Source organism: Streptococcus huangxiaojuni (assembly GCF_040930515.1).
Lineage (GTDB): Bacteria > Bacillota > Bacilli > Lactobacillales > Streptococcaceae > Streptococcus > Streptococcus huangxiaojuni.
Map to the genome: position 1 here is coordinate 67,567 of NZ_JBFQEG010000004.1, position 24,713 is coordinate 92,279.

The 24,713-nt window shown below is 42.3% G+C and carries 21 protein-coding genes; 16 read left to right on the top strand and 5 right to left on the bottom strand.

The features are described 5' to 3' along the window. Positions 1-83 precede the first annotated feature (83 nt). Complete coding sequence (cshA, locus tag AB3329_RS03910) at positions 84-1,631, top strand: degradosome RNA helicase CshA (RefSeq protein ID WP_368394437.1); 1,548 nt, start codon at positions 84-86, stop codon at positions 1,629-1,631. Between the two features lie 225 nt (positions 1,632-1,856). Here the strand turns inward: cshA and AB3329_RS03915 are convergent, their stop codons facing one another. Beyond that, positions 1,857-2,870, bottom strand: a complete 1,014-nt coding sequence (locus AB3329_RS03915; protein WP_368394438.1) for a GIY-YIG nuclease family protein — start codon at positions 2,868-2,870, stop codon at positions 1,857-1,859. A 649-nt stretch (positions 2,871-3,519) separates the two neighbouring features. Here AB3329_RS03915 and AB3329_RS03920 point away from each other — a divergent pair. The 7 genes from AB3329_RS03920 (at position 3,520) to AB3329_RS03950 (ending at position 11,617) form a co-directional block, all read left to right on the top strand. After that, entirely contained in the window at positions 3,520-4,260 is a 741-nt protein-coding gene (locus AB3329_RS03920; protein WP_368394439.1) for a lysophospholipid acyltransferase family protein, read from the top strand. A gap of 140 nt (positions 4,261-4,400) precedes the next feature. Next, a complete protein-coding gene (locus AB3329_RS03925) occupies positions 4,401-5,078 on the top strand; it encodes a helix-hairpin-helix domain-containing protein (RefSeq protein ID WP_368394440.1) in 678 nt (225 codons plus the stop codon). Further along, positions 5,068-7,302, top strand: a complete 2,235-nt coding sequence (locus AB3329_RS03930; RefSeq protein WP_368394532.1) for a DNA internalization-related competence protein ComEC/Rec2 — start codon at positions 5,068-5,070, stop codon at positions 7,300-7,302. Before AB3329_RS03925 ends, AB3329_RS03930 begins: the two co-directional genes overlap by 11 nt. A gap of 221 nt (positions 7,303-7,523) precedes the next feature. Beyond that, the gene (locus AB3329_RS03935; protein ID WP_368394441.1) at positions 7,524-8,234 is read left to right on the top strand and encodes a DUF805 domain-containing protein; all 711 of its coding nucleotides are present in this window, start codon (positions 7,524-7,526) and stop codon (positions 8,232-8,234) included. A gap of 198 nt (positions 8,235-8,432) precedes the next feature. After that, positions 8,433-9,485, top strand: a complete 1,053-nt coding sequence (gene holA, locus AB3329_RS03940; protein WP_368394442.1) for a DNA polymerase III subunit delta — start codon at positions 8,433-8,435, stop codon at positions 9,483-9,485. Between the two features lie 176 nt (positions 9,486-9,661). Beyond that, positions 9,662-10,273 (top strand): superoxide dismutase SodA, encoded by a 612-nt coding sequence (gene sodA, locus AB3329_RS03945; protein WP_368394443.1) that lies wholly within the window; start codon positions 9,662-9,664, stop codon positions 10,271-10,273. 240 nt (positions 10,274-10,513) lie between these two features. Next, the gene (locus AB3329_RS03950) at positions 10,514-11,617 is read left to right on the top strand and encodes a serine hydrolase (protein ID WP_368394444.1); all 1,104 of its coding nucleotides are present in this window, start codon (positions 10,514-10,516) and stop codon (positions 11,615-11,617) included. Between the two features lie 38 nt (positions 11,618-11,655). Here AB3329_RS03950 and AB3329_RS03955 read toward each other — a convergent pair whose 3' ends face one another. Beyond that, positions 11,656-12,252: a TetR/AcrR family transcriptional regulator gene (locus AB3329_RS03955; RefSeq protein WP_368394445.1), complete on the bottom strand. Its 597-nt coding sequence runs from the start codon at positions 12,250-12,252 to the stop codon at positions 11,656-11,658. A 126-nt stretch (positions 12,253-12,378) separates the two neighbouring features. On the opposite strand from AB3329_RS03955, the gene AB3329_RS03960 reads away from it, so the two are divergent. Then, complete coding sequence (locus AB3329_RS03960; RefSeq protein ID WP_368394446.1) at positions 12,379-13,359, top strand: NAD(P)H-dependent flavin oxidoreductase; 981 nt, start codon at positions 12,379-12,381, stop codon at positions 13,357-13,359. A 65-nt stretch (positions 13,360-13,424) separates the two neighbouring features. Here the strand turns inward: AB3329_RS03960 and AB3329_RS03965 are convergent, their stop codons facing one another. Next, the gene (locus AB3329_RS03965; RefSeq protein WP_368394447.1) at positions 13,425-15,929 is read right to left on the bottom strand and encodes a carbohydrate-binding domain-containing protein; all 2,505 of its coding nucleotides are present in this window, start codon (positions 15,927-15,929) and stop codon (positions 13,425-13,427) included. Between the two features lie 1,088 nt (positions 15,930-17,017). Here AB3329_RS03965 and AB3329_RS03970 point away from each other — a divergent pair. The 4 genes from AB3329_RS03970 (at position 17,018) to AB3329_RS03985 (ending at position 19,552) form a co-directional block, all read left to right on the top strand. Then, complete coding sequence (locus AB3329_RS03970; RefSeq protein ID WP_368394448.1) at positions 17,018-17,257, top strand: hypothetical protein; 240 nt, start codon at positions 17,018-17,020, stop codon at positions 17,255-17,257. Next, positions 17,257-18,126: a butyrate kinase gene (locus AB3329_RS03975; protein WP_368394449.1), complete on the top strand. Its 870-nt coding sequence runs from the start codon at positions 17,257-17,259 to the stop codon at positions 18,124-18,126. Before AB3329_RS03970 ends, AB3329_RS03975 begins: the two co-directional genes overlap by 1 nt. A 251-nt stretch (positions 18,127-18,377) precedes the next feature. After that, positions 18,378-18,857, top strand: coding sequence for a GNAT family N-acetyltransferase (locus tag AB3329_RS03980; RefSeq protein WP_368394450.1), 480 nt, complete (start codon positions 18,378-18,380; stop codon positions 18,855-18,857). A gap of 56 nt (positions 18,858-18,913) precedes the next feature. Beyond that, complete coding sequence (locus AB3329_RS03985; RefSeq protein WP_368394451.1) at positions 18,914-19,552, top strand: hypothetical protein; 639 nt, start codon at positions 18,914-18,916, stop codon at positions 19,550-19,552. A gap of 511 nt (positions 19,553-20,063) precedes the next feature. On the opposite strand, the gene AB3329_RS03990 is transcribed toward AB3329_RS03985, so the two are convergent. Then, positions 20,064-20,966, bottom strand: a complete 903-nt coding sequence (locus AB3329_RS03990) for a cation efflux transmembrane domain-containing protein (RefSeq protein ID WP_368394452.1) — start codon at positions 20,964-20,966, stop codon at positions 20,064-20,066. Between the two features lie 368 nt (positions 20,967-21,334). Between AB3329_RS03990 and AB3329_RS03995 the strand changes: the two genes are divergently transcribed. Beyond that, the gene (locus AB3329_RS03995; RefSeq protein WP_368394453.1) at positions 21,335-21,928 is read left to right on the top strand and encodes a DUF4230 domain-containing protein; all 594 of its coding nucleotides are present in this window, start codon (positions 21,335-21,337) and stop codon (positions 21,926-21,928) included. A gap of 314 nt (positions 21,929-22,242) precedes the next feature. On the opposite strand, the gene queA is transcribed toward AB3329_RS03995, so the two are convergent. Further along, positions 22,243-23,271, bottom strand: coding sequence for a tRNA preQ1(34) S-adenosylmethionine ribosyltransferase-isomerase QueA (gene queA, locus AB3329_RS04000; protein WP_368394533.1), 1,029 nt, complete (start codon positions 23,269-23,271; stop codon positions 22,243-22,245). A gap of 152 nt (positions 23,272-23,423) precedes the next feature. Between queA and AB3329_RS04005 the strand changes: the two genes are divergently transcribed. Further along, positions 23,424-23,921, top strand: coding sequence for a VIT1/CCC1 transporter family protein (locus AB3329_RS04005; RefSeq protein WP_368394454.1), 498 nt, complete (start codon positions 23,424-23,426; stop codon positions 23,919-23,921). Between the two features lie 87 nt (positions 23,922-24,008). Continuing rightward, positions 24,009-24,710 carry a glucosamine-6-phosphate deaminase gene (gene nagB, locus AB3329_RS04010; RefSeq protein ID WP_368394455.1) on the top strand — a complete coding sequence of 234 codons (702 nt, stop codon included), beginning with the start codon at positions 24,009-24,011 and terminating at the stop codon, positions 24,708-24,710. Positions 24,711-24,713 lie beyond the last annotated feature (3 nt).

The following is a 24,713-nucleotide window of genomic DNA, read 5'->3' on the forward strand; positions in this document are numbered from 1 at the left end:
TGTGTTACACTAATTAAGTTGTCAAACAACAAATTTAAGTTTTATAAGGCGGCTTCGCACTGCCTTTTAGAAAAGAGAAGAAATTGAAATTTACAGAATTAAAATTATCAAAAAGCCTGCTGTCGGCAGTAGAAAAGGCTGGATTTACCCAACCTTCACCTATTCAAGAGCTGACCATTCCTCTAGCTTTAGACGGCAGGGATGTGATAGGGCAGGCGCAGACAGGAACAGGGAAAACGGCTGCTTTTGGTCTTCCGGCTCTCGATAAAATCGATACAGACAGAAATGTGATTCAAGTCCTTGTGGTTGCTCCGACACGTGAACTGGCTGTGCAGAGTCAGGAGGAACTTTTTCGTTTTGGCCGTGAAAAAGGGGTTAAGGTCCGCTCTGTTTATGGCGGCTCAAGCATTGAAAAACAGATTAAGGCACTCAAGTCGGGTGCTCATGTTGTTGTCGGCACTCCCGGACGCCTTCTTGATTTAATAAAACGCAGGGCTCTGAAACTGTCTCATGTCGAAACGTTGATTTTGGATGAAGCAGATGAGATGCTGAATATGGGCTTTTTGGAAGATATTGAAGCTATCATCAGTTATGTTCCTAAAGAGCGGCAGACCCTGCTTTTTTCAGCGACAATGCCGGAAGCTATTAAAGCCATCGGCCTTAAATTTATGAAAGACCCTGAGCATGTTAAAGTGGCAGCAAAAGAGCTGACTACTGACTTGGTTGACCAATATTATGTTCGGGTAAAAGAGAGTGAAAAGTTTGATATCATGACCCAGCTCATGGATGTTGACCAGCCGGAACTGTCCATTGTTTTCGGCCGGACCAAACGCCGTGTTGACGAGCTGACCCGAGGCCTTAAACTGCGTGGTTTTCGGGCAGAAGGGATTCATGGCGACCTTGATCAAGGCAAGAGACTGCGTGTCCTGCGTGATTTTAAAAATGACGGTCTTGATATTTTAGTCGCTACTGATGTGGCTGCGCGTGGTTTAGATATTTCAGGGGTTACCCATGTCTATAACTATGACATTCCGCAGGATCCGGAAAGTTATGTCCACCGTATCGGCCGAACCGGCCGTGCCGGCAAATTTGGCCAGTCCATTACTTTTGTTGCGCCAAATGAGATGGGCTACCTTTCAATCATTGAACAGTTGACTAAAAAACGCATGAAAGGCCTCAAACCACCGACTGCTCTGGAAGCTTTTCAGGCTAAGAAAAAGGTTGCTCTGCAAAGGATTGAGCGTGATTTTGCAGACGAAGCAGTCCGCGGCCGTTTTGAAAAATTTAAGGGGGATGCTCTTAAGTTAGCGGCTGAATTTACGCCTGAAGAGCTGGCTCTCTATATCTTGAGTATTACTGTCCAAGATCCAGATGCTCTGCCTAAGGTCGAAATTGCCAGAGAAAAACCCCTTCCCTTTAAACCATCCAGCAGGGTCTCCAATGACAGAGGCCGGAATCGCGACAGAAACCGCAGCCGTTATGACCGCCGTCGCCGAGACAGTCGTTACGACTTCAAGAGGGGATCCCACAGAAGTAAAAATGATTTCCAAAATAAAGATAACAAGCGCCCTCACCGCACTTCAAGCGAAAAAAAGAGCGGTTTTGTTATCCGAAATAAAGGGGAAAGATAGTCTGTATGTCTTTTGCCATCAAAACAAGGCTTTCTGACAGATAAATTTTAACTCCTTGGACAGATTGAAATGTCCAAGGAGTTTTTTAGTTATCAAACAGTGAAGTGCTTAGGTGGTGCAGTATAAGCTTATGAAGGAATGAAGACAACCTATTTGTGAATTCTTATTCTTTTCAAAAGGAGCGGCAGTGCTGCGGGGTTAGTGTCTTTCACATACTGTTATTCTTTAGTGGCTCTTGTCAGTCTGCGATTTGATATAAGCCAGTTTTTCGGTCCTCTTTTTTTGCTTAAACCGTTTTTCAGCTTTCATGGCAGCATTTTTATGATTAAAAGTTTCCCAATAAAGGAGTTTAACCGGCAGGCGGCTTTTTGTATATTTGGCTCCTTTGCCAGCATTGTGGGTTTTAAGCCGCTTTTTAAGATTAGTAGTATAGCCTGTATAGAGACTTCCGTCCGCACACTCTAAGACATACATATAAGCCTGAGGCTGGGCATCTGTGCCAAAATAAATTGCAGCCACTTCATCGGTATATTCACCATTGTCTTTATGAACAATCAGAGGCGGCAGAATTTTCAGACCTTCCAGTGAGCCATCTTTAATGGCTTCGACAAGGAGCATATTGGCCTCTTTATTTTGTTTAGGATAGACAAACTGAAGGCGTTTAGGAGCCAATTTATATTTTTTGAGGGTGTCGATAATTTCCATGAAACGCTCAGGGCGGTGCACTAAAGTTAGCCGGCCATTTGATTTTAAGGCCTGCTGACTGACCGCACAAATGTCTTCCAAGTTGGTAGCCACTTCATGTCTGGCCAATAAATAATGAGGAGACAAATTTTTTTTGGAATGCTCGCTTGTTTTAAAGTAGGGCGGATTGCAGAGAATTAAGTCAACCCCTGAACGCGGGACATGGTTTAATAGGTTGCTGAGATTGTCTTCGACCATAGTAACTTGATCTTCCAGCTGGTTGAGTTCAATAGATCGCCGCCCCATATCTGCCAGACGTTCCTGCAGTTCGATTTCAACAATTTTTGCCTTGGTTTGGGTTGAAGCAAAAAGACCAACGGCCCCATTGCCTGAGCACAAATCAACAACTAATCCTTTGCTGGGGATTTTGGGAAAACGCGAGAGTAAAACAGAATCAACGGAATAACTGAAAACATCTTTGTTTTGAATAATTTTAACATCAGTGGAAAAAAGCTGATCAATCCGCTCTTTATTTTTTAAAATCGGCTTAGTCATGGTTTTTATTATAACAAAATTTCTTTTAGCTGAAAACTGGGCTTGTCCCTTTTGACTGCTGAAACGGCACCTTTACAGCTGTCTCCACATTCCTACGACTCCCTTTTTGGCAAGGCTGCTTTTGGCAGCTCAGTCTGTGATGGGCAACAGAGATATTTTAAAAATAGGCAGGAAAATCATTTTTCTGTCTTCTTAAACGAGCCAATAAATGGTACAATAAAAAGGAATATTTATAAGATTTAAAAGTGCTGCTAGATGGCCAGCGTCCTGCCGAAGAGCCTTGAGACGACTTTTGAAAGCTTAAATGTTAGCCGCCCCTTCTAGTGTTCTGGCAGGGGTGCGCCTACGAAATCAGAGATTTCTGGCTTACCGCCAGCCGTAAACGTCTGAAAGCTTTGTCGCCTTAACAGTCGACCGCCCCCCTTCTAGTCGTTCTGGCAGGGGTGCGTCTGCGAAGATAGAAGATTTCGGACTTACCGTCATTTTCATACGGATTTTTAACGGGCTTTGTATCTTGTGAATCGAACACGGGCTAAACGCTGCGGGAAAAAGATAGCCTGACCTCGAATCTTTCTGGATTCATCGGTCAGTCTCCTATTTTCCTTTTGCGTTCTTAACGCCCTTTGTATCTTGATAAAAGGAGAGAGTTGTGTTTTACGCTTATTTACGTGGTTTGGTTGCTTTTTTGCTTTGGTTGGTTAATGGCAATGCTCGTTATCACCATCGTGAGCGGATATTAGATCAAAAAGAAAACTATATTCTAGTTGCTCCTCACCGCACATGGTGGGATCCTGTTTATCTGGCTTTTGCAACAAAGCCTAAACAGTTTATCTTTATGGCTAAGAAAGAGCTTTTTACCAATCGGATTTTTGGCTGGTGGATCCGTATGTGCGGAGCTTTTCCAATAGACCGTGAGAATCCGGGACAGGAGGCGATTAAATATCCGGTTAAAGTTTTGAAAAACAGTGACCGTTCGTTAATTATGTTTCCCAGCGGGAGCCGTCACTCCACCGATGTCAAGGGAGGAGTAGCAGTGATTGCTAAAATGGCTAAAGTCAAAATTCAACCAGCTGTCTACGGCGGTCCGCGCTCCTTTAAAGGCCTGCTTAGGGGAGAACCGATTGATATTAATTTTGGTCAGGCTATTGATATCAGTGATATTAAACGGATGAATGATACTGGTATTGAGGAGGTTGCCGAGCGTATTCAAACCAGCTTTTCCAGTCTAGATGCTGAGAATGCTGACTGCGGCCGGACAAAAAAGCTAAACCCTCTGACCTATATTTTCCGTATTCCTTTAGGGCTTCTCGCTCTTATTCTGGTTCTGCTGACTTTGCTGTTCAGTTATCTTGCCAGCTTTGTCTGGAACCCTGAAAAGCATCGCAAATAGAAGAATACTGGCAGCTGTATTCATAAAGATTATTTTAAGGCTTCGAACAGGTAAAATACCGTGTTTGAGGCCTTTTATAATGGCTAAAACGTATCATTTTCTTTTTTATTTTTTCGAATAGTAATATAAAGGAGGTCTGCATGATAGAAGAAATATTAGATAAGTTTAAGGGAAATAAAGCGATTTGGCTATCAGTTCTGTTCTGCTTGTTCATAGTTCTGCTGGGACTGATTTTTTATGGATTGTCCCGTCAGCCTCAAACAGGCAGCGGTGAATTCCCAGCCTACCAAACCAGTTTCAGCAGCAGCGAGCAAGCCCAGCCTTCTCTGTCTGATAAGGATTCAAAAAAACAAAGCAGCAAAGCTGAAATTACTGTTGATATAAAAGGAGCTGTTCAGAAAGAAGGCGTTTATACTTTGCCGGCTGGCAGCCGAGTAAGTGATGCTGTCAAGCTTGCCGGCGGTCTGACTGCCGAAGCTGACAGGAATTCAGTCAATCTGGCACAAAAAATAGAAGATGAAGCAGTGATTTATGTTGCTGTGAAAGGGGAAAATATCAGTGTAATTGCTCCGGTGCAGCCATCAGCCGATTTGGGAGACAGCAGTGCAGGAGATGACAGCAATGAGAAAATTAATTTAAATACAGCAACGCTTGCCGAACTTCAGACAATCTCAGGCATTGGAGAAAAGCGTGCTCAGGATATTATCGATTATCGCGATAGTAAAGGCGGTTTCAGCTCTGTGGAGGAATTAGCTGAAATTTCCGGTATTGGCGAGAAAACTTTAGCAAAACTCAAAGAAGAGGTCACTGTTGATTAATTTTTATTTGGTAAAGCCGATTCATTTAGCCTTTTTACTGCTTTTACTTTATTTTTGGCTGTTTTCTGCAGAGCCTTTAGTTCTGTTTCTGCTGACCCTTGCTTTGATTTGTTTGCTTAAGCAGTACACTTGGCAAAAAGTTTTAACTGCTGCAGTGGTTTTAGTCTTTTTTGCTGTTTATTTTTGTGTCTGGCAGAAACAGCAGTCAAGAGCATATCAGACGGCTCCCGAATCTGTCAGTTACATCGAAATCATCCCTGACAGCATAGCAGTTAATGGCGACCTGCTTTCTTTTCAGGGGCGGTCTTCTAAAGAAGAATACCAAGTTTTTTACCGGCTCAGGTCAAAAACAGAAAAAGATTTTTTTAGTCACCTTGATGAGACGGTTATCCTGCAGGCAGAAGCCGATACGGAAGAAGCAGAAAACATACGCAATTTTAATGGCTTCGATTACCGCAGCTATCTAAAAAATCGGGGAATTTACAGGCTGATTAATCTTAATAAAATTCAAACAGTCCGGCGGCCATTCAAAAAATATATTGTCACCTGTTTTCGAGAATGGCGGCGCAAAGCCATTGTCTTCATTCAAAGTCAGTTTCCTGCCCCGATGCGGCATTATATGACAGGACTTCTGTTTGGTTATTTGGATAAATCATTTGATGAGATGACCGATTTATACACCAATCTTGGCCTTATCCACCTGTTTGCCTTATCAGGAATGCATGTCAGTTTTTTTATACGGCTTTTCCGATTTTGTTTTTTACGACTGGGTATAAGGCGTGATTATGTTGATTATCTGCAGATTCCTTTTTCATTTCTGTATGCTGTTTTGACAGGATTTTCTGTTTCTGTTGTCCGCAGCTTAGTCCAAAATGTTTTCTCCAGGCTTGGACTTAAAAAGATGGACAATTTAGCATTAACACTGATTGCCTTTTTTCTGCTAATGCCGCATTTTCTCTTAACAAGAGCTGGGATACTGTCTTTTGCCTATGCTTTTATATTAACTTTGGTAGATTTTTCTCATCTCAGCAGCTATAAAAAGAAAATAATGGAAAGTTTAGCACTTGCTGCTGGGATATTACCCATTTTACTCTACTTTTTTTCTGTTTTTCATCCCTTGTCTGTTCTGCTTACAGCCTTCTTTTCCCTGGCTTTCGAGTTTCTTCTTTTGCCTATGCTGGTCTTCATTTTTCTAATTTCGCCTATTGTTAAACTGACCTTTGTTAATGTCCTGTTTCTTTTTCTGGAAACATTTATCACTTGGATTAGTCATATTTTCCGCCACCCCTTTGTTTTGGGACGACCTCATTTATTAGTCCTTATTTTACTGCTGATTTTGCTGGGCCTGCTTTATGATTTTTTCCGTCAAAAGAAGATAGCTATAGTCCTGGGCTTATCGATTGTCCTCTTGCTTTTTAGCAGTAAATTTCCTTTGGGAAATGAGCTGACAGTGGTTGATGTTGGGCAGGGAGACAGTATTCTTTTGAGGGATCAGAAAGGGAAAACAATCCTGATTGATGTCGGTGGTCGGCCGGTATTTACCAGTAAAGAAAGCTGGCAGGAAAGGACAGGAAAAAGTAATGCCGAAAGAACTTTGATTCCGTATCTGCGCAGCCGCGGAATCAGTAAAATTGACCAGCTGGTCTTAACGCATGCCGATACTGACCATGTTGGAGACTTACAGGTTCTTGCCAAATATTTTAAAATTGGAGAAATCTTAGTCAGTTCCGGCAGTTTGACACAGACCGATTTTGTCCAAAGATTAAAGGCGACGAGAGCTAAGGTGCGTACCGTTAAAGCAGGAGACAGCCTTTCGATCATGCAGAGCCGTTTATATGTCCTTTATCCTTATAAAAAAGGCGATGGCGGCAACAACGACTCTCTGGTGCTGTATGGGCGTTTTCTAAATCAGACCTTTCTATTTACAGGTGATTTAGAAAATACAGGTGAACAAGAGCTGATGCAAATCTATAAGGAATTGCCTGTTGATGTATTAAAAGCAGGGCATCATGGGAGCAAGGGGTCGACCAGCTCAGAATTTTTAAACTTTATTAAACCTAAGTATGCTTTAATCTCTGCCGGCTTTCACAATCGCTACCGGCATCCCCATCAGGAAACATTGGATCGGCTGAGCGCTGCTGCTGTTGAGGTTTATCGAACAGACCTGCAGGGAGCCATCCGTTTTCGGGGCTGGAACAGCTGGCAGATAGAGACCGTAAAATGATCTGCTAAACAGTCAAAAGATAAGAAATTGCAGCAGTCCGATGCAGTTTTGATGGTGCAGTTAATAAAGATACTAAAGCCCGTTTTAGAGTTTTTTCCTCAGAAATTTCTTGAAAAGCTGCTGCTGTACTGAGCCAGAATGCTATACTTTTTTGCGGCTGAATTTGTCTTTTTAGAAAAAACGTGGTATGATGGAGAAATAAAATAGACAGGAGATATTTTATGTTTAAAGCTTATAAAAAATTCTGGTTGCAGTATGCAGATTTTACTGGTAAATCGACCCGTTCTGATTATTGGTGGGTTGTTCTTTGTAATTTTTTAATTGCCTTACCTTTCGGGCTGATTGCTTCAGTCATTTTTGTGAGTCAGATTTTTTCAACAATGGCTTCTTATGCTGACAGCTATTATACAATGACAGATGAAGAACTTGGCTATCTTATCATAAGCAATCTCGGTGCTTTACTGCCTCTGATGCTCATTGGTGTTATATGGAATATTGCCATTTTTATCCCGACTTTGGCACTGCAAGTTCGGCGTCTGCGTGATGCCGGTTTCCACTGGGCTTTCATTTTCTTCAATCTGGGACAGCTCTTGCTCCCTATTCCTTTTATCGGTTGGCTTTTTGCACTTGGCTGTCAGATTACGCTTATCGTATTTTTCTGTTTCCCAAGCAAGGATCAAGCCGGCAGTATACCAGCAGGTTACGCAGCAGCCCCTCAAACACCTACAGCGGCTCCTGATGGAGCTGTGAAGACTGCTGAAACTTCTGCAGCAGTTCACGAAGCGCCGTCTGCTCTTTCTCATACAGTTGCAGATTCAGCTGACTCGGCTGCTCATCTCTCCGAACCGGTAAGCTCGGCTATGGATTCAGCTGTTACTCCAAACAGTGAGACCGAAAGCTTTGATTCTGCCATCTCTGAAAAAGGGGAATAATCAGTGAATCAGCCTGTTGTAGCTGATAAAGTTTAATGTAGCGGGCTGATTTCGCTGTTGAACTTTATCAGGCAGCAGGCTTTTTCTCTAAAAATACGGTTTTGAGGTAATGCATATCAAGGCGGGACAGGCTTGGTCTTTCATTACACTGTTTAACTGCTGTCTAGCTTTATTTGAAGTTTGGATTAGGAAAAAAGAATGCTTGCAATTGAAAAAATAGAACACTTAACGAAAGAAAGTTTGCGTCCGATTACGGTTTTATCTGGTGAAGACTGGGGTCAGTACAGTCAGATGAAGCAGCTTTTAATGGAAAGGATTGCTTTTAGTATCTCTGATTTGTCTTATTCGTATTTCGATATGGCAGAAGCAGATTATCAAGAGGCGGAAATGGATTTGGAAAGTCTGCCTTTTTTTTCAGATGAAAAGATAGTTATTTTTGATAATTTTTTAGATCTGACGACCGCTAAAAAAACTTTTCTGGATGAAGCTTCGCTTAAACGCTTTGAAGCTTATTTGGAAAATCCTGTTGCCAGCACGCGTCTGCTTATTTTGGCACCAGGAAAGCTGGACGGCAAACGCCGTATTGTTAAGCTGCTGAAGCGAGACGCTCAGGTTTTTGAAGCCGGTCCCATTAAAGAAGCGGAACTCAGAACTTATTTTCAAAAAATTGCCCATCAGGAAGGACTGGTTTTTGAAAAAGGGGTTTTTGACGATCTGCTGCTTAAATCCAATTTTGATTTTAGTGAAATCGTGAAAAATCTCCAATTTTTAACAGCTTATAAAAAAGATGGTCAGGTCACAGCATCTGATGTTGTTCAGGCGATTCCCAAAACACTGCAGGATAATATTTTTGAACTGACCCAGCTTATTTTGGGTGGTAAAATTGACATGGCGCGTGAATTGCTTGGAGATCTGCGTTTGCAGGGGGAAGATGACATTAAGCTGATTGCTGTTATGATAGGGCAGTTTCGGATGTTTACACAGGTCAAGATATTATCCGGCCAGGGTAAAAATGAACAGCAGATTACGGCAGATTTATCAGATTATCTGGGACGCAAGGTTAATCCTTATCAGGTTAAATTTGCTTTGCGGGACTCGCGGACGCTATCGCTTCCTTTTTTAAAACAGGCAGTAGCCGATTTGATAGAAACGGATTACATGATTAAAAAGGGTGTCTATGATAAAGCTTATCTCTTTGATCTTGCCCTGCTTAAAATAATCAGCAGTAAAAACAGACTATCAGCAAATTGACCGAGTCTATTATAGTGCAGGAGTTTTCTGCAAGCCAAATGGGGAAGTGCTGTTTAGCAGGACGGATTGAGTTTATTGATTTTGTAGTCTCAGAAAAAAATTCATAATCAAATTTTTTGAAAGCCCTGACTTTTTACGATACAATAGCATCATCAAAAAGAAAAGAGGAACGTGATATGGCAATTATTTTACCAGATCTTCCCTACGCTTACGACGCACTTGAACCTTATATTGATACAGAAACAATGACACTGCACCATGATAAGCACCATGCTACATATGTAGCTAACGTAAATGCTGCCTTGGAGAAACACCCTGAAATTGGAGACAATTTGGAGGTTCTCTTAGCAGATGTTGAACAAATTCCGGCTGATATCCGTCAAGCTGTCATTAATAACGGCGGCGGCCATCTTAACCACGCTCTTTTTTGGGAGCTGCTTTCACCCAAAAAGTCTGAACCGACTGCTGAACTTGCCCAAGCTATTGATGAAGCGTTTGGGTCATTTGAAGAATTTAAAGCAGCTTTCTCAACTGCTGCTGCAACACGTTTCGGTTCCGGCTGGGCATGGCTTGTTGTTGGAGCTGGAGGCAAACTTGAGGTGATTTCAACGGCTAACCAAGACAGCCCGATTATGCAAGGCAAGTCTCCTATTTTGGGACTTGATGTCTGGGAACATGCTTATTACCTCAGCTACCGCAATGTTCGCCCAGATTATATTAAGGCTTTCTTTGAAGTTATCAACTGGCCTAAGGTTGCTGAACTTTATCAGCAAGCCACATCTGTCTAAAGAAGATTTGTAAGCTGCTGCCGGTTTATCAGCTGAAACAAGCAGCACTCCTAATCTCTGCAGAAACCTGAGCACTGGACTGTTTTCAAACAGGACTGGGCAAAAAAGGATTTATAAAAGAACTTGACTCTGTAATGAAACCGGGTTAAGTTCTTTTTTTGTTCTATTAATCCAAAATGATTGAAATCGTCTTGCTTTTTTTTATCTTTATTATAAAATAGAGGGGTTAGGAGAAATAGAATGCATAAAAGAAAAAAAGAGATGATGACGGGGACTGTCATCTGTGGCTTGCTGCTGCTGGCAGTTACTGCTGTTTTTTTGGTTATGGCTAATCAGGCTATCAGTCACAGCCGGAAAAAACAACCGTCCCAGTCGAGCAGTGCGCAAGCCTCATCAGGGTCCGATTCTGTTTCGCAGGCTAATGAGAACCTACCGGTCAAAACGGATGAGCAAAAGCAGGCTGCCTTCGATGCTGATGCAGCAACTATGGAAGCTTATGGTCTGACCTATGATTATGTTCATAGCAATCTAGTTGAGACGGTGCAGGCCTTTCTGGCGGATCAGGGAATTGAACCATCACAGATTGCTTTTTCTTATAAGAATGTGATGACAGGCGAGACTTATGCCATGAATGATACCCAGCCCATGACTGCCGGAAGTACCTACAAACTGCCCTTAAATATGCTGGTTGTGGACGCCGTGACAGAAGGGGAGCTCTCCATGACTGAAAGATTTGATATTACCGGAACAGAGTATGAATATCTGGGAGAACACGATGCTTATGTGGCCCAGTTTGACGGTGCAATGACAATTGCAGACATGCAGGAATACTCACTGGTCTATTCTGAAAATACACCCGCTTATGCTTTGGCTGAGCGCTTAGGGGGGCTGGAAAAAGTTTATCCTATGTTTAACCGCTATGGTGAATCTAAAGCTGATATAAAGACTATCCAGTCTGAAGGTAATAAAACGACAACTGACTACTACATCCAGGTTTTAGATTATTTGTGGCAGCATCAGGAAAAATATGCCGATATTCTCTATTATCTGGAGCAGTCCTTCCCTGAATATTATTATCGCACCTTTATGCCATCCGGAGTTGTTGTAGCACAAAAGCCGGGTTATGTTCGTGAAGCGCTTAATGTTGACGCTATTGTCTACGAAGAGACACCGTATATTGTTGCCATATATACCGCCGGCTTAGGAGGTTCAGATGAGACGACAGAGGAAGTCAATAATTATGGCCTTTATCAGCTGGAGGCCTTGGCTTATGTGATTAATGAGTGGCACCGTGTCAATATGAATCCGGCACTCACTACAGAACAAACAGTACTTGGCAATTAAAAAAACTCCCGCTCATCCATATTTGGAGCGGGAGTTTTTTAACTGTTATTTTGCTGTAAAATCCGAAGACTGCTGTCAATAGTTTTTTTATGGATATCATAGAGCAAATTTTTTGCCTGACTGTCACTAATATTGGGATGCTTCAGCCATTCGAAAATAAAACCTGTCACAGCAGAGGCCAAATAAGAGATATAAAGGTGATTAACTGAACTGAGGCTGTCTTTAGCCAGAAGCTGTGTGCCTGTCAGACATTTCTCAAAAATGGTATCAGTAAAGAGTTTGAGAAAGAGGCCGTTGTCCCTTGCAATAAGGACAGTTATGGCTTCTTTATGTCTAATAATGCTGTCAATAATCCCATCAGTATACAGTTTGTTATGAGATGGACTGATCTGGTTTAAATTGGCTGCTAGGGGTTCAAATGCCGCTGCCAGACTGTCCAGAATCTTTGTGATGATTTCACGGTAAAGTCCATCCTTTGTAGTGTAATGAAGATAAAAGGTGTTTCGGCTGCATTTTGCCCTCTGGCAAATCTCTTTGACTGTAATAGTCCGGCATTCTTTTTCGCCCATCAGAGATAGGTAAGCCAGCTGCAGGTTTTCTTCGGTCTTTTGATAACGTAAGTCATTTTTATTCATCGTCATTACCTCTTATAGGACATTCTACCATATAACTGTTAGTTAGGCGACAATTAGACTGGAAATATCCATTGCTTCTCAGTGTGAAAGCGCTATAATATTAATAAAAAGAAAAGAGGTAGGACAATGAAAAATCGTGTGACTAAAATTTTAGGAATTGAAAAGCCTATTATTCAAGGCCCTTTAAATTGGCTGACAGATGGAAAATATGTTGCTGCAGTCAGCAAGGCAGGAGGATTGGGTGTTTTTGGCTTCAATGCCGGACAAAAAGAAGCTGTTTATACTGTTGAAGAGACAGTGGCTAATATGCGCCGTGAAATTAAAATAGCTAAGGCTATCACTGATAAACCGATGGGCATGGATATTTCACCAGGCCACCCTGATACAGACCTTTTTACTCAGCCTATGCTAGATCTGATGGTTGAAGAAGGGGTCAGTGTTGCCGTTATGGCAGGGAATTTCTCTTCTTATTGGACTCAGCGTTTTCATGAAAAAGGGATTAAAGTTGTTTTCCGCGCATTGACACCAACAGTTGAAAACACTGAGGAAGCTATTCAAGGAGGAGCAGACATCATTGTTGCAACGGGTTTTGATGAAGGAGGCACTGTACCTGAAAAAGTTATCGGGACCTTTTCTATTGTGCCCATGATTGTTGATGCTGCTAAAGGACGGGTTCCGGTTATGGCTGCCGGCGGTATTGCGGATGAACGGACAGCTGAAGCAGCCTTTGTGCTCGGCGCCGAAGGCCTGTTTGTCGGAACAGCGCTTATGATGGCAGAAGAATCGGTATTGGCACAAAATATCAAGGAAATGGCACTTAAAGCTAATGCCAGCGATTTGCTCATGTATCGAACGGTTCCTGCTTTTTACCGCTCACTCCCCGGTGAACTTCCTAATCATTTGGTTGAACTCAGTAAAGCCGGAAAATCTGAAGAGGAGATTTACCAAGCCCAGCATGCTTATGAAGGAATGCGTGATGGTATGCTCTTTGGTGATTTGAGCAAAGGCTTCGCTTCCTTTGGTTTGGGCATTTCGATGATTCACCAGATTGAGCCTGTAGCTGATATTATTGATAGGCTGATGTCAGGTATCAAACGCTTCCTGTAAAAAAGGGTATAATCGCATAAATCCCTTCTCACATGCAGTGAGGAGGGATTTTATTTTTTTATCTTTTATATAAACTGTCCGGACTTATCCCAAGTTTTAGTTTTAAACTTTACAGCAAGCTTCTGACTGACAGCAGGCTGTGTTTGTGCTGCAGTGCGGAAAGAGCCGCGCTGTTTGTCTGTCCGGCTATATCTGTTTGAACTGAGGTCAGAATAAGCAAAAGCAGGATAGGGGACTGAGTTTGCTGATAAGGCTTCCCTATAGTTTCCTGCTGTAAATGCCAAGAATCTGCCACTGTGCTGTAAATCTTCTCTGTTAGTCCTATAGACGCTGCCTGCATTTGAATAAGGTGCTGGAGCTGTTTCAGTCTGCTTCGCTTTTAAAAAGTTTGCTTCAGCCTTTGTTTGTTCTTTTCTCTGCTTGGCCTTCGTTTCTAAATTTAAGTCAGCATGGCTGCTAGCTGCAGTCTCTGTATCCTTTTTGGTTTCAGCTTTGTCTGTCTGTTCAGCAGTGTTTCCCTCTGAATCCTCCTCCTCTTCTATCTGAGACTGGCTGCCGCTGGCAGAAGGAGCAGTTGTTTCTGAAGCTGTGTCACTATCAGAGGCTGCTAGTTCAGAAGGAAGAGGAGCTATTGCAGAGTCGCCTGCTGAACTGCCGTCTCTTTCAGAGCTATCAGCCTCTTCTCTGGGCAAGAGAGGAGAAACTGCATCACTAGGAGCTGCAGTCGGATCTTCACTTCTGTCTATTTGAGAAAAGTCAGGAAAGATGATAGAACCATCAGCTGCTGTTCTGACTCCATCAAAACTTGGCGGATTGTCAGGCATCGTACCGTCACCCATCACAGGACCTCCCATCCCCATACCGAAACCATTTGCACTGCTTTCAGTTGTGGCTGCTGCACTGGCAGATCTTCCTCTTGAAGTTGTTACAGTATAAGTTGCTCCTGCGGTTAGATTTTCAGAAGAGAAAACAATATTAGAAAAGTCTGTTTCGGCAGTTGCGGCTGCAATAATGCTGCCATTGCTGTCTGTGATTGTAATGGTATCTCCTTGGCTGCCGGAAATATTAGTCATTATATAGGCCTGATTGGAACCTGTTGTAAAAGCCTGAGCCATACCATTACTGCCGATAGCCCAGACTGTTCCGCCGGAAATAAGACCAGTACCATCATAGTCAAGGGCCGAATTATCTACAGATGTCTGAGTCAGATAAACACTGCCTCCGGATATGATGAGGTTACCATTAGAATCCAGTGCATCGCCGCCGGCTGTAATACTAAGGATTGCACCGTCAATGCGGATAGCCACTTCATGTTCAATATCAGCAGTAGAATTAGTCAAATTGCTTAAATCGGCGCTGTCTTTGCTTGTCCATTCTGTGGCATTAATACCGTCGTCTCCGGCATTAATGGTGATTGTTCCGCCCGTCAGATTGATATAGCGGCCTTCAATCCCTTCATCACCTGATGTAATGGAAAGAACTGCATCCCCTTCGATAGTGACCGTGTCACCAGCAGTAATCCCCTTATCTGCTGCTTCAATGGTCAATACAGAATCAGTAACAGTCAAGTCTGCAGCATTGACATCAGTATCATCTTCAATCTGAATCCCATCATCACCTGCAGTGATAAGGACTGTCGAGTTGATAAGTTTAACATCGGTCGTCGCATGTAGACCGTCTTTGGCTGTGGAGATTAGGCTGAGTACAGCACCGTCAATGGTCACACTTGCTGCTTTGACAGCATGTTTGGCGCTGCTGCTTACTGTCAGGCTGCTCTTGTCCTTGGAAGTGACGTACAGGGCGCCTGCTGCTTCGATCGTATTGGTCAATGCTGAAGAGACAGAGCTGTCAGATAAGACAATAATAGTGAGATCGCCGTTTGAGTAGATATTGGAATTGGTCAGTTCAAGATTGTCTAATTGAAGGGTTATGGCTTCAGTAACCGCTGAATCGATTGTTATGGTATAACCGTCTCCTGTACCACTGATGGTATAGGTCCCTGCATGAGTGATAGTGATAGTGTTTGCTGCAATTGTCACATTATCAGAATCAGCTGCAGCTCCATCCTCTGAAATCACAATAGCTGCTGTTTCTACTGTTTCTTCAGTTGTGTCAGTGTCTGCGATTTCATCTGTCTTTCTTGTTTCACCATCTGCAGACAGACCTTTATCTGTTTCTTCTGTCGCAGCCGATACTGAATCATCTGTTTTTTCTGCGTCTGCATCAGCAGCAGTGCTGTCGGTTTTTATTGTTGATTGGCTAGAATTTGCTGCAGCTTCTGAATTCTCCTGCTGGTCTGTATCTGAAAGACTGCTGTTAGTTTCATCTGCATTAATATTGGAAGGCTCTTCATCTGAGCTGTCCGACGAGGTGTAATCACTCGTTAGCATTTCTGCCGGAAATCCTGAGTTTGCTAAGTCTTCTGCGGCTACCTCCTGGCCTTGGCTTAGAACAGTAAAAGCCGCCGCAAGGGTGAGACCGGCTATCAATCCTTGTTTTGTTTTTCGCTTGATACCATGTCCCTTGGCCTGTGAGAAGGCTGAGCGATTAAATAGATAGTTCTTATTCATCAAGTAACCTCATTTCTTTCTTACTAGCCATACAGTCTACACAGAAAGACTTAAGGAAATCCTAAAGCTAGTATAAAGGAAAAATAGGATACTGCAGTTGATGACATCACAAAAAGCGATTTCGCATTTTTTAGAAATATTCTGTTTGTCGTTACATTACTAAAGGTCAGCTGTCTATCTAGGAGCCATTATGTGACGGGCTGAAGAATTTGAAGGTTTTTGTGGTATTTTAACAAGATTTGAGATGATTAAGAGGGATAATCGTTTAGTTTTACAATAAAAGCTCTTTTTTTCTATGGTATCATGATAGCAGTGGCAGACGGGTAATTAGGCTTTTAAAAAGTCGAACAGGCTTGAGTGTCCAGAAAAAGGCGATAGAATCAAAAGAATTGTCAATGGGTTATGAGTGCGGGCGCTTTTGTGAGTTTGTCCCGTCCTTGTACTTGCAGATATCGTTCACGGTCGTCTTTTTAACGCGAGCTCATAAATTGAACACGGCCTAAAATCCTAGTGAAAAAGATGGTATAACCATGCTTTGTAATAGCAATTGATTAGAAAAGCCGTAGCCGTCTGAAAGCTTTGCCGTCCTAGTGGCTGACAGCAGCTTTCTAGTCGTCTTGCAGAGGTGCGTCTGCGAAATCAGAGATTTCGGACTTACCGCCTATTTTCTTATTGCGTTTTTCACGGCCTTTGTATCTTGTGAATTGAACACGCCCTAAGAGCTGTGCAGTGAAATCATCCAGTGGATGATTTCAGCCCGAACCTAGAAAAGGGAGAGTGAGGGGATTGGAATCTGTATCGTTACCTAATTACCGCTAGCCGTAGACGTCTGAAGGCTTTGTCGTCTTGACAGCCGACCGCACCCTTCTAGTCGTCCTGGCAGAGGTGCGCCTACGAAATCAAAGATTTCTGGCTTACCGTCATTTTTGCTTTGCTCTTTTAACGGGCTTTGTATCTTGTTGGAATTGAACACGGCCTAAATCCTGGTGAAAAAGATGCCTGCCAGCGTGATGCAAGCATCACTTGTCAGTCCCTATTTTCATACGGATTTTTAACCGGCCTTTGTATCTTGTTGGAAGGGAGGATAGATGGCTGAATATAAGATTTTAACGATTAACCCTGGTTCAACATCGACAAAGATTGCTTATTTTAAGGGTGAAGAAGCTGTTTTTACAGCAAATGTTGCTCATGACAGCAGTGAATTAGCACAATTTGACAGGCTTTCACAGCAATTAGATTACCGCAAAACTTTAATTGAAAAATGTCTTGCAGACAGTTCGCTGACACTGAATGATTTGGATGCTGTTGTAGGCGAGGCGGAGGTCTGATGCCGCTGGCAGGCGGTGTTTACGAGGTCAATGATCAGTTGTTCAGGGACGCTAAAAATGGGGCTAATGGGGTAGAGCATCCGGCCAATCTCGGCCCTCAGTTGGCACGCTATTTTGCCCGCAAGGCCTCTTGTTCGGCTTTTGTGGTTAACCCTCCTGATACCGATGAATATCAGGATCTAGCCCGGATGACAGGAGTTAAAGGCGTTTACCGAACCTGCCATCTTCATGCCTTGAATCTTAAGGAAACAGCCTTGCACCACGCTAGGAAACAAAAAGAAATCTATCAAAAGGTTAATTATATCGTTTGTCATATTGGCGGGGGAATTTCGATTTCTGCTCACCGTAGAGGTCAGATGATTGATGGTACAGATATTGTCGGAGGCGAAGGACCGATGGCACCGACACGTGCTGGCAGCCTGCCTTTAACGGGAGTAGCAGAGCTCCTCAATGATGGCGTCTCAGCCTCTGACCTCAGAAAACTGTGTACAAAGAACGGCGGTTTTGTCAGTCTTTTAGGAAGTGCAGATGCCAAAGCCATTTTTGCGGCTGCGCAAAAAGGAGCTGAGGCCGAACAGCTGGCTTGGGATAGCATGATTTATCAAATCGCTAAAACAATCGGTCAAATGGCCGCTATTCTAAAAGGCGATATTCAGGCTATATTGTTGAGCGGCGGTTTGGTTAATAATGCAGACTTAGTGAATCAAATCACTGACTATTGTCATTGGATAGCTCCTGTTTATGCTTATCCGGGAGAGTTTGAAATGCAGGCAATGGCCAATGGCGCCAGCCGAGTTTTGTCAAGACAGGAAGAGGTCAAAACTTATACAGGCCGGCCTGTCTGGACTAAAGAGGCGTTTCCGTTTTGATTCAAGAAGCAGTACAGCACGGTTGCCTGTACTGCTTTTTGCTTTTGCTGTTAATTGACAGATAGGAAAAGTCTGAATATTTTATCTATTGAGAGCAGTCCGAAAAATGATTAAATGGAGAAATCTCATCTTCATTTAAAGGATTTTTTGCTATAATAATCATAACAGTAGAAGCTTAAACAGTCTCAAAGAACAGAATCTTTTCGAATCATTCAGAAAGCTAAGATGAACAGCAGCTGCGGAGGCAAAGTATGTTAATTAGAAAATATGAGCAGGACGATTTAGAGACGGTGAGAATGATATGGAATGCTATTGTTGAAGAAGGTAATGCCTTTCCACAGGAAGAGGTATTATCAAAAGCGGTAGCAGCTGAGTTCTTTGCTGGTCAAAGTTATACGGCTGTGGCAGAAATGGATGGAAAAATAGTAGGATTATATATTTTACATCCTAACAATATTGGACGCTGTGGTCATATTTGTAATGCCAGTTATGCTGTTTCTTCTGCTGCTCGAGGGCGCCATGTAGGAGAAGTGCTGGTCCAGCACTGTCTGACTGCAGCCAAAGATTTAGGTTTTCGGATTCTGCAATTTAATGCCGTAGTAGAAAGCAATATTTCTGCCCGCCGTTTATACGAAAAATTAGGTTTTATTCAGTTAGGAACAATTCCGGGCGGTTTTCGAATGAAAGACGGCCATTTTGAAAATATCTGCCCTTATTACTATAAACTATAGCAAGCTCGTTTTTAAAAATATAATAGCAGTCTACATTAAAATGAAAGGAATAGACTATGAAAACCCCTGCCTTCACTGTCTTGCTGCTTTTATCAGCAAGTCTTCTCTTAACGGCCTGTCAGGAAAAAGCAGCTCCTCCTGAAGGAAGTTTCAGTCAAGCTGCGACAGAAGAAACAGCAGCTAGCAGTCAGTCAAGTTCAAGCCCAAGCACTTCTTCAGAGAGCACTGAGGCAGAAGCGGGCTTATCTGACGAAGAATTGTATGCTGAAACACTGCAAAAAGTAGCAGCAGATCAGTCTGATACTGTTGCTGATCATTATGCTTTCTATGACATTGATCATAATGGCACTAATGAATTGATTACCGGTTATTCTTCCGGCGGGACAGTGTCATTAGCAGCCATTTACTATCTGCAAAACGGAGTTCCGGCTTATCTGGCTCAGTCCTATGTTCCCTCAGCCGGCGGTCATCGCGAAAGTGCGGTTATTTATGATGACGGAACAGTAGCTTACGCTCAGTGGCATTCTCTTAACGGAGAAGGGACTGCCTATCTTTATCAGCTGCGGGCTGATAATAGCGGCTATGATGTACTGATCGAACAGGAATTTCAAATAAGTGAAGGCAATCCGGTACCAACTTTTGATTCTGGCAGAACAGCCCTTAATATAAAACAGTTTGACTGGAAAGACTTCTAACATTAAGATACAAAGCCCGTTTAAAGAGCAAAGCAAAAATAGGAGCCTGACCGATGAGTCATTAAAGACTCAAGGGAGGGCTGTCTTTTTTGCACAGCTCTTAGGGCGTGTTCAGTTCAACAAGATACAAAGCCCGTTAAGAACGCAAAAGGAAAATAGGGGCCTGACTGACGAATCGCCAGATTCTAAGTCAGGACATCTTTTTCCCGCAGCGTTTAGGGCGTGTTCAGTTTATCAAGATACAAAAGCTGCCGGAAATTCTTAGTACAAGCCCTATTCAGTATTTTTTTGGATAGAACTGATGAGACTGTGAATTATTTTTAGTAAATCGACCTCCCTTAAGCTTCCTTTAAGCTTCTGTCAGTATACTATCATTATCTCCTAAAACTTTCACAGTCAGCTGGTCTGGCTGTGTGCACTGCTGTTTGAGCAAAAACAGCAGCTGCATCTTTTTCATAAATCTCCTAAAAAAACGAACCTGCCTAACAGCAGGTTCGTTTTTATATTCAATCTAAAAGGAATATTCCAAACTAAAGTGCTCAAAAGTTTTCTCCAAATCCTGACTGACATCATCCTTATTCTGCAGCAGGCGGTCAATAAACTCCGGTTCTTCCAGTGCCAAGACATAGACTTTGATACTAATGTTCATACCTTGCTTGAAAATCAGAATATTAAGATTTTCTTTTTCATCGGCTAAATGTTTGGCAAAGATGTGATGGACACGTTCAATCACATAATGATCCTGTGTTGTCGAATAGGCGAATTCCTTAAAAGAGGTAATCAACGTCTGGACAGGCTCCTTAATGGAAACCGCTACTAAAACTGCAGTGACAAAGAAATCTCCTGTGTAGTGAAGAAAACCTAGAGTCCCTTTAATATCAATAAAATATAAGAGGAAAAAAGCCAGGCCGACTCCGGCAGAAATTAAACCATCAGCAAAATTTCCTTTTGCCTCTGCCTCTAGGATAGTACTCATGTTGCCGATTTTTTCATTTTGCCTGCGGTTGTAAGCTGCTAAGGAAAAGCTGATGAGTACCATCAAAGAAGTGTAAGGCAGGACCGGTCCGGAGTTTATCGGATGGCCAATATGGTCCATAAAATAAGCATAGGCATTTGCAGCAGATTCTAAAAGAGCAATAATCAGCAGCATCAGTGTCGCGACGGATTTGATAAACGCATAGAGCGGTTCTAAAAAATACATGCCGTTTGGAAATGAAGCAGTGCGCCTTTTGCTGTTTTTGGAGATATAGAAAGCCATCACAGAGGAAATAAAAGTGATGACTGAAAAAACAGCATCTAAAAGGAGGGCGTTCAAATCGGTAACGACATAAACAATCACTCCAGCGGCCCCCATAAAACCATTGCCAAATGCTGAAACAATTAACGCTCTTTTTTCAATAGCTTTCTGATTCATATAGCCCTCCTTTGCTCACTGAGATAGTACCTTTATTATAACATAAAATGTAAGCGTTATCAATTCGGGTGAATCAAGGATTGAAGCTGCAAAAGAATAAGCATAACTGGCGTAAAACAGAGGTCCTGCATAGTCATTTCATCGGCCAGCCAAAGCCTGTATCTTCAACAGTATTCAGCTGCTTCAAACTTTTTTATAGAAACAGTTTGGCATATGTCTAAAATAATAAAATCATGTACTTGATATGATAAATTAAATGCTAAAAACTAAAAAAGAAGCTTGACAAAATATCTTATAAAGCTTGCTATTACAGACTTGACAATATATATAATAGTTTTAAGGAAAAATTAAGGAATGGAAATGTAAAAATGGGGATTATAAAAAAGATATTAGGCTATAAAGTCTACGCTTGGTTGCTCATTTGCCTTAGTTTTGTCGTCCTTGTCCTTTCGATAACTTATAATTCTGCGGCTAAACAAACAGATAATAATACTCAATCAGCCAGCCAGGTCCACTATCTGGAAAAAGTCAATGAAGTTGTTTTTCTCAATGCGGGCATACACCAAGTCATTAAAAAATCTAATGTCAGCAGTTTTTTTGGAATTGACATCCCATTTTCAAAGAAAACGGCCCTTATTATTGTGCATTATAAAGCTAAGTTTGGCATTAAAAATAATGTTACGATTAAGCAAACAGGTGAAAACAGTTATACAGTCAAGGTTCCTAAATTGCAAGTCATTGGAATCGAACTGGATGGGGAAAATCCCTATGAGTTATATGACAGTAATGGTGAACTGCTAAGTTTTTCTACTCAAAATATTGATACAGGAGAGTTAGTGACAAATGAGATTTCAAATAAACGTCAACAAGTTTATTTGAAAGAATACAAAGAAATGATAGAGGAATCAGCAAGAGATTATTATAAGAATATCTTTTCCTCTATTAATGTAATGAAGACCTAGAAGTTACAGTAATTTTTACGAATTAAAAAGAGGGCAAGAGCCCTCTTTTTAATTGAAAATAGAGTCAGACAGTTTATCAAGATACAAAGCCCGTTAAAAACGCAAAAGGAAAATAGAGCCTGACTGACGAATCGCCAGATTCTAAGTCAGGACATCTTTTTCCCGCAGCGTTTAGGGCGTGTTCAGTTCATCAAGATACAAAGCCCCTTAAAAGAGCAAAGCAAATAGGCGGTAAGTCCGAAATCTGTGATTTCGCAGACGCCCCCCTGCCAGGACGACTAGAAGGGTGCGGTCTGTCTTCAATTCACAGCAGATTATTTGACAAACATAGCATCCCCGAAGCTAAAGAAGCGGTAATTTTCTTCAATGGCATGCTGGTAAGCCTCTAGGACAAATTCCTGTCCGGCAAAGGCCGAGATCAGCATAATGAGGGTTGACTTAGGCAGATGAAAATTGGTTGAGAAAGCATCGACAATTTGAAACTGATAGCCGGGCTTGATAAAGATATCCGTCCAGCCTGAATCAGCTTGAATCTGCCCCTTATATTTCTGGCCAATTGTCTCCAAGGTACGAATGGAGGTGGTTCCGACAGCAACAATACGGCCGCCCTCAGCTTTGACTTGCCGCAGGGTCTGAGCAGCCTCTTCAGAGAGCGTATAGAATTCAGAATGCATTTTGTGGTCCTTAATATCATCAGCCGCAACAGGCCGGAAGGTTCCCAAACCCACATGCAGTGTAAGATAAACCAGCTTAACTCCTTTATCTTTGATTTTCTGCAGGAGCTCCTGAGTAAAATGCAGCCCAGCTGTCGGTGCGGCTGCCGAACCGTTTTCTTTAGCGTAAACGGTTTGATAGCGTTCACGGTCCGATAGTTTTTCATGGATATAAGGAGGCAGCGGCATTTCTCCCAAGCTTTCCAAAACTTCCAGAAAAATCCCTTTATAGCTGAACTCTACCAGACGCCCGCCTGCTGTCAGTTCCTTGACAACCGTGGCTGTGAGCCGGCCGTCCCCAAAACTTATCTCACTGCCTGTTTTTAGCCGTTTGGCTGGTTTAGCTAAAACTTCCCATTGATCTCCTTGAATATTTTTTAGCAGGAGGAGTTCGACATGGCCGTGTGTTTCCTTTTTCTCACCATGAAGACGAGCCGGAAGTACTCTTGTATCATTCATGACAAGAGCATCTCCTGGATTTAGCTCATCTATAATATGGTCAAACTGACTGTCAAGCATTTTATGGGTTTGACGGTCAACTATCAGAAGTTTGGAAGCATCCCGTTTTTTCAGCGGCGTCTGCGCAATCAGCTCTTCTGGTAAATTAAAATCAAAGCTGTCAGTTTTCATCATTTCTCCTATGTCTTATAATAGTCAGCCTTTCTATTATAACACGAAGAAAGAAAATAAGGACATATGAATTTAAAGCAGAATAACAGAATGGTTATTTGTAATGATTCTAAATAAGTGTTATAATAAAACTAGAATGAAAGGGTGATTTTATGCTTGTTAGAAATTATGCAAAATCGATTGTCTACGGCGGTATGGACGGCATCATTACGACCTTCGCGGTTGTAGCCGGCTCTGTCGGGGGCAATTTAGGCTTGGCAGCGATTATCGTTTTGGGATTTTCTAATCTTTTTGCAGATGGTTTCTCAATGGCTGTGGGGGATTATTTAAGTTCAACCACTGACAAAAGTGTTGATAGCAGCCGTGCCCTAAAAAATGCCTTAGCCACCTTTTTGTCCTTTAATCTTTTCGGGCTGATTCCTTTGCTATCTTATTTATTACTGGATCGATGGCTGATTTTTCAGAATCACACCTTTTCTCTGGCCTGCCTCTTAGTCTCTGTTGCTTTGATACTGCTTGGTCTAGTTAAAGGGACTATTACTGAGGAGAGCAGGGTCAAAGAAATCCTGCGTACATTGTTTGTTGGTCTGGCTGCGGCCTTATTTGCTTATTATGTCGGCCAATTCTTGGGGGACATGATTGGACATTAAGATCTTTTCTGTTTTTTCTTGACAAAAATCGGTCTATACCATATACTGAAGATAGCACTTCGGTATAGACCAAAAGGAGGACGGATAATGAAAGTTTTCACGGTAAAGAATCAGGAAGAAGGCGCTCAGCTGGCTTTTAATCTTTTGAAAGAAAAGCTGGCGGCCGGAGCCGAAACACTGGGTTTAGCTACCGGGAGTACACCTTCGGCTTTCTATCAAAAAATAGTTGCCAGTGATCTTGATTTTTCAGAAATAAGAAGTATTAATCTGGACGAGTATGTGGGGCTGGCAGCTGATGATCCCCAATCTTACCACTTTTTTATGAATGAGGTCTTATTTAAGTTTAAACCCTTCAAAGACAATTTTTTGCCTGACGGCAGTGCCGCAGACAGTGATGCAGAAATAAGACGCTACAATCAGCTTCTTAAACAGTACCCTATTGATTTTCAAATTTTGGGGCTGGGCTCAAACGGCCATATCGGTTTTAATGAACCAGGGACATCTTTTGACTCGCAGACTCACTTGGTGGATTTGACTGACGAAACGATTCAGGCTAATGCCCGCTTTTTTGATAAGCCGTCAGACGTTCCAAAGCAAGCCCTTTCTATGGGGATTGCCTCCATTATGGCCGCAGAAACCATTGTCCTGATGGCTTACGGCCGGCAAAAAGCAGAAGCAGCAGCGCAGATGATAAAAGGTCCTGTAAGCGAGTTGCTTCCAGCTAGTGTTTTACAAAAACATAGTGATACGGTTGTTATTCTAGATGAAGATGCCGCATCCTTATTATAGTGA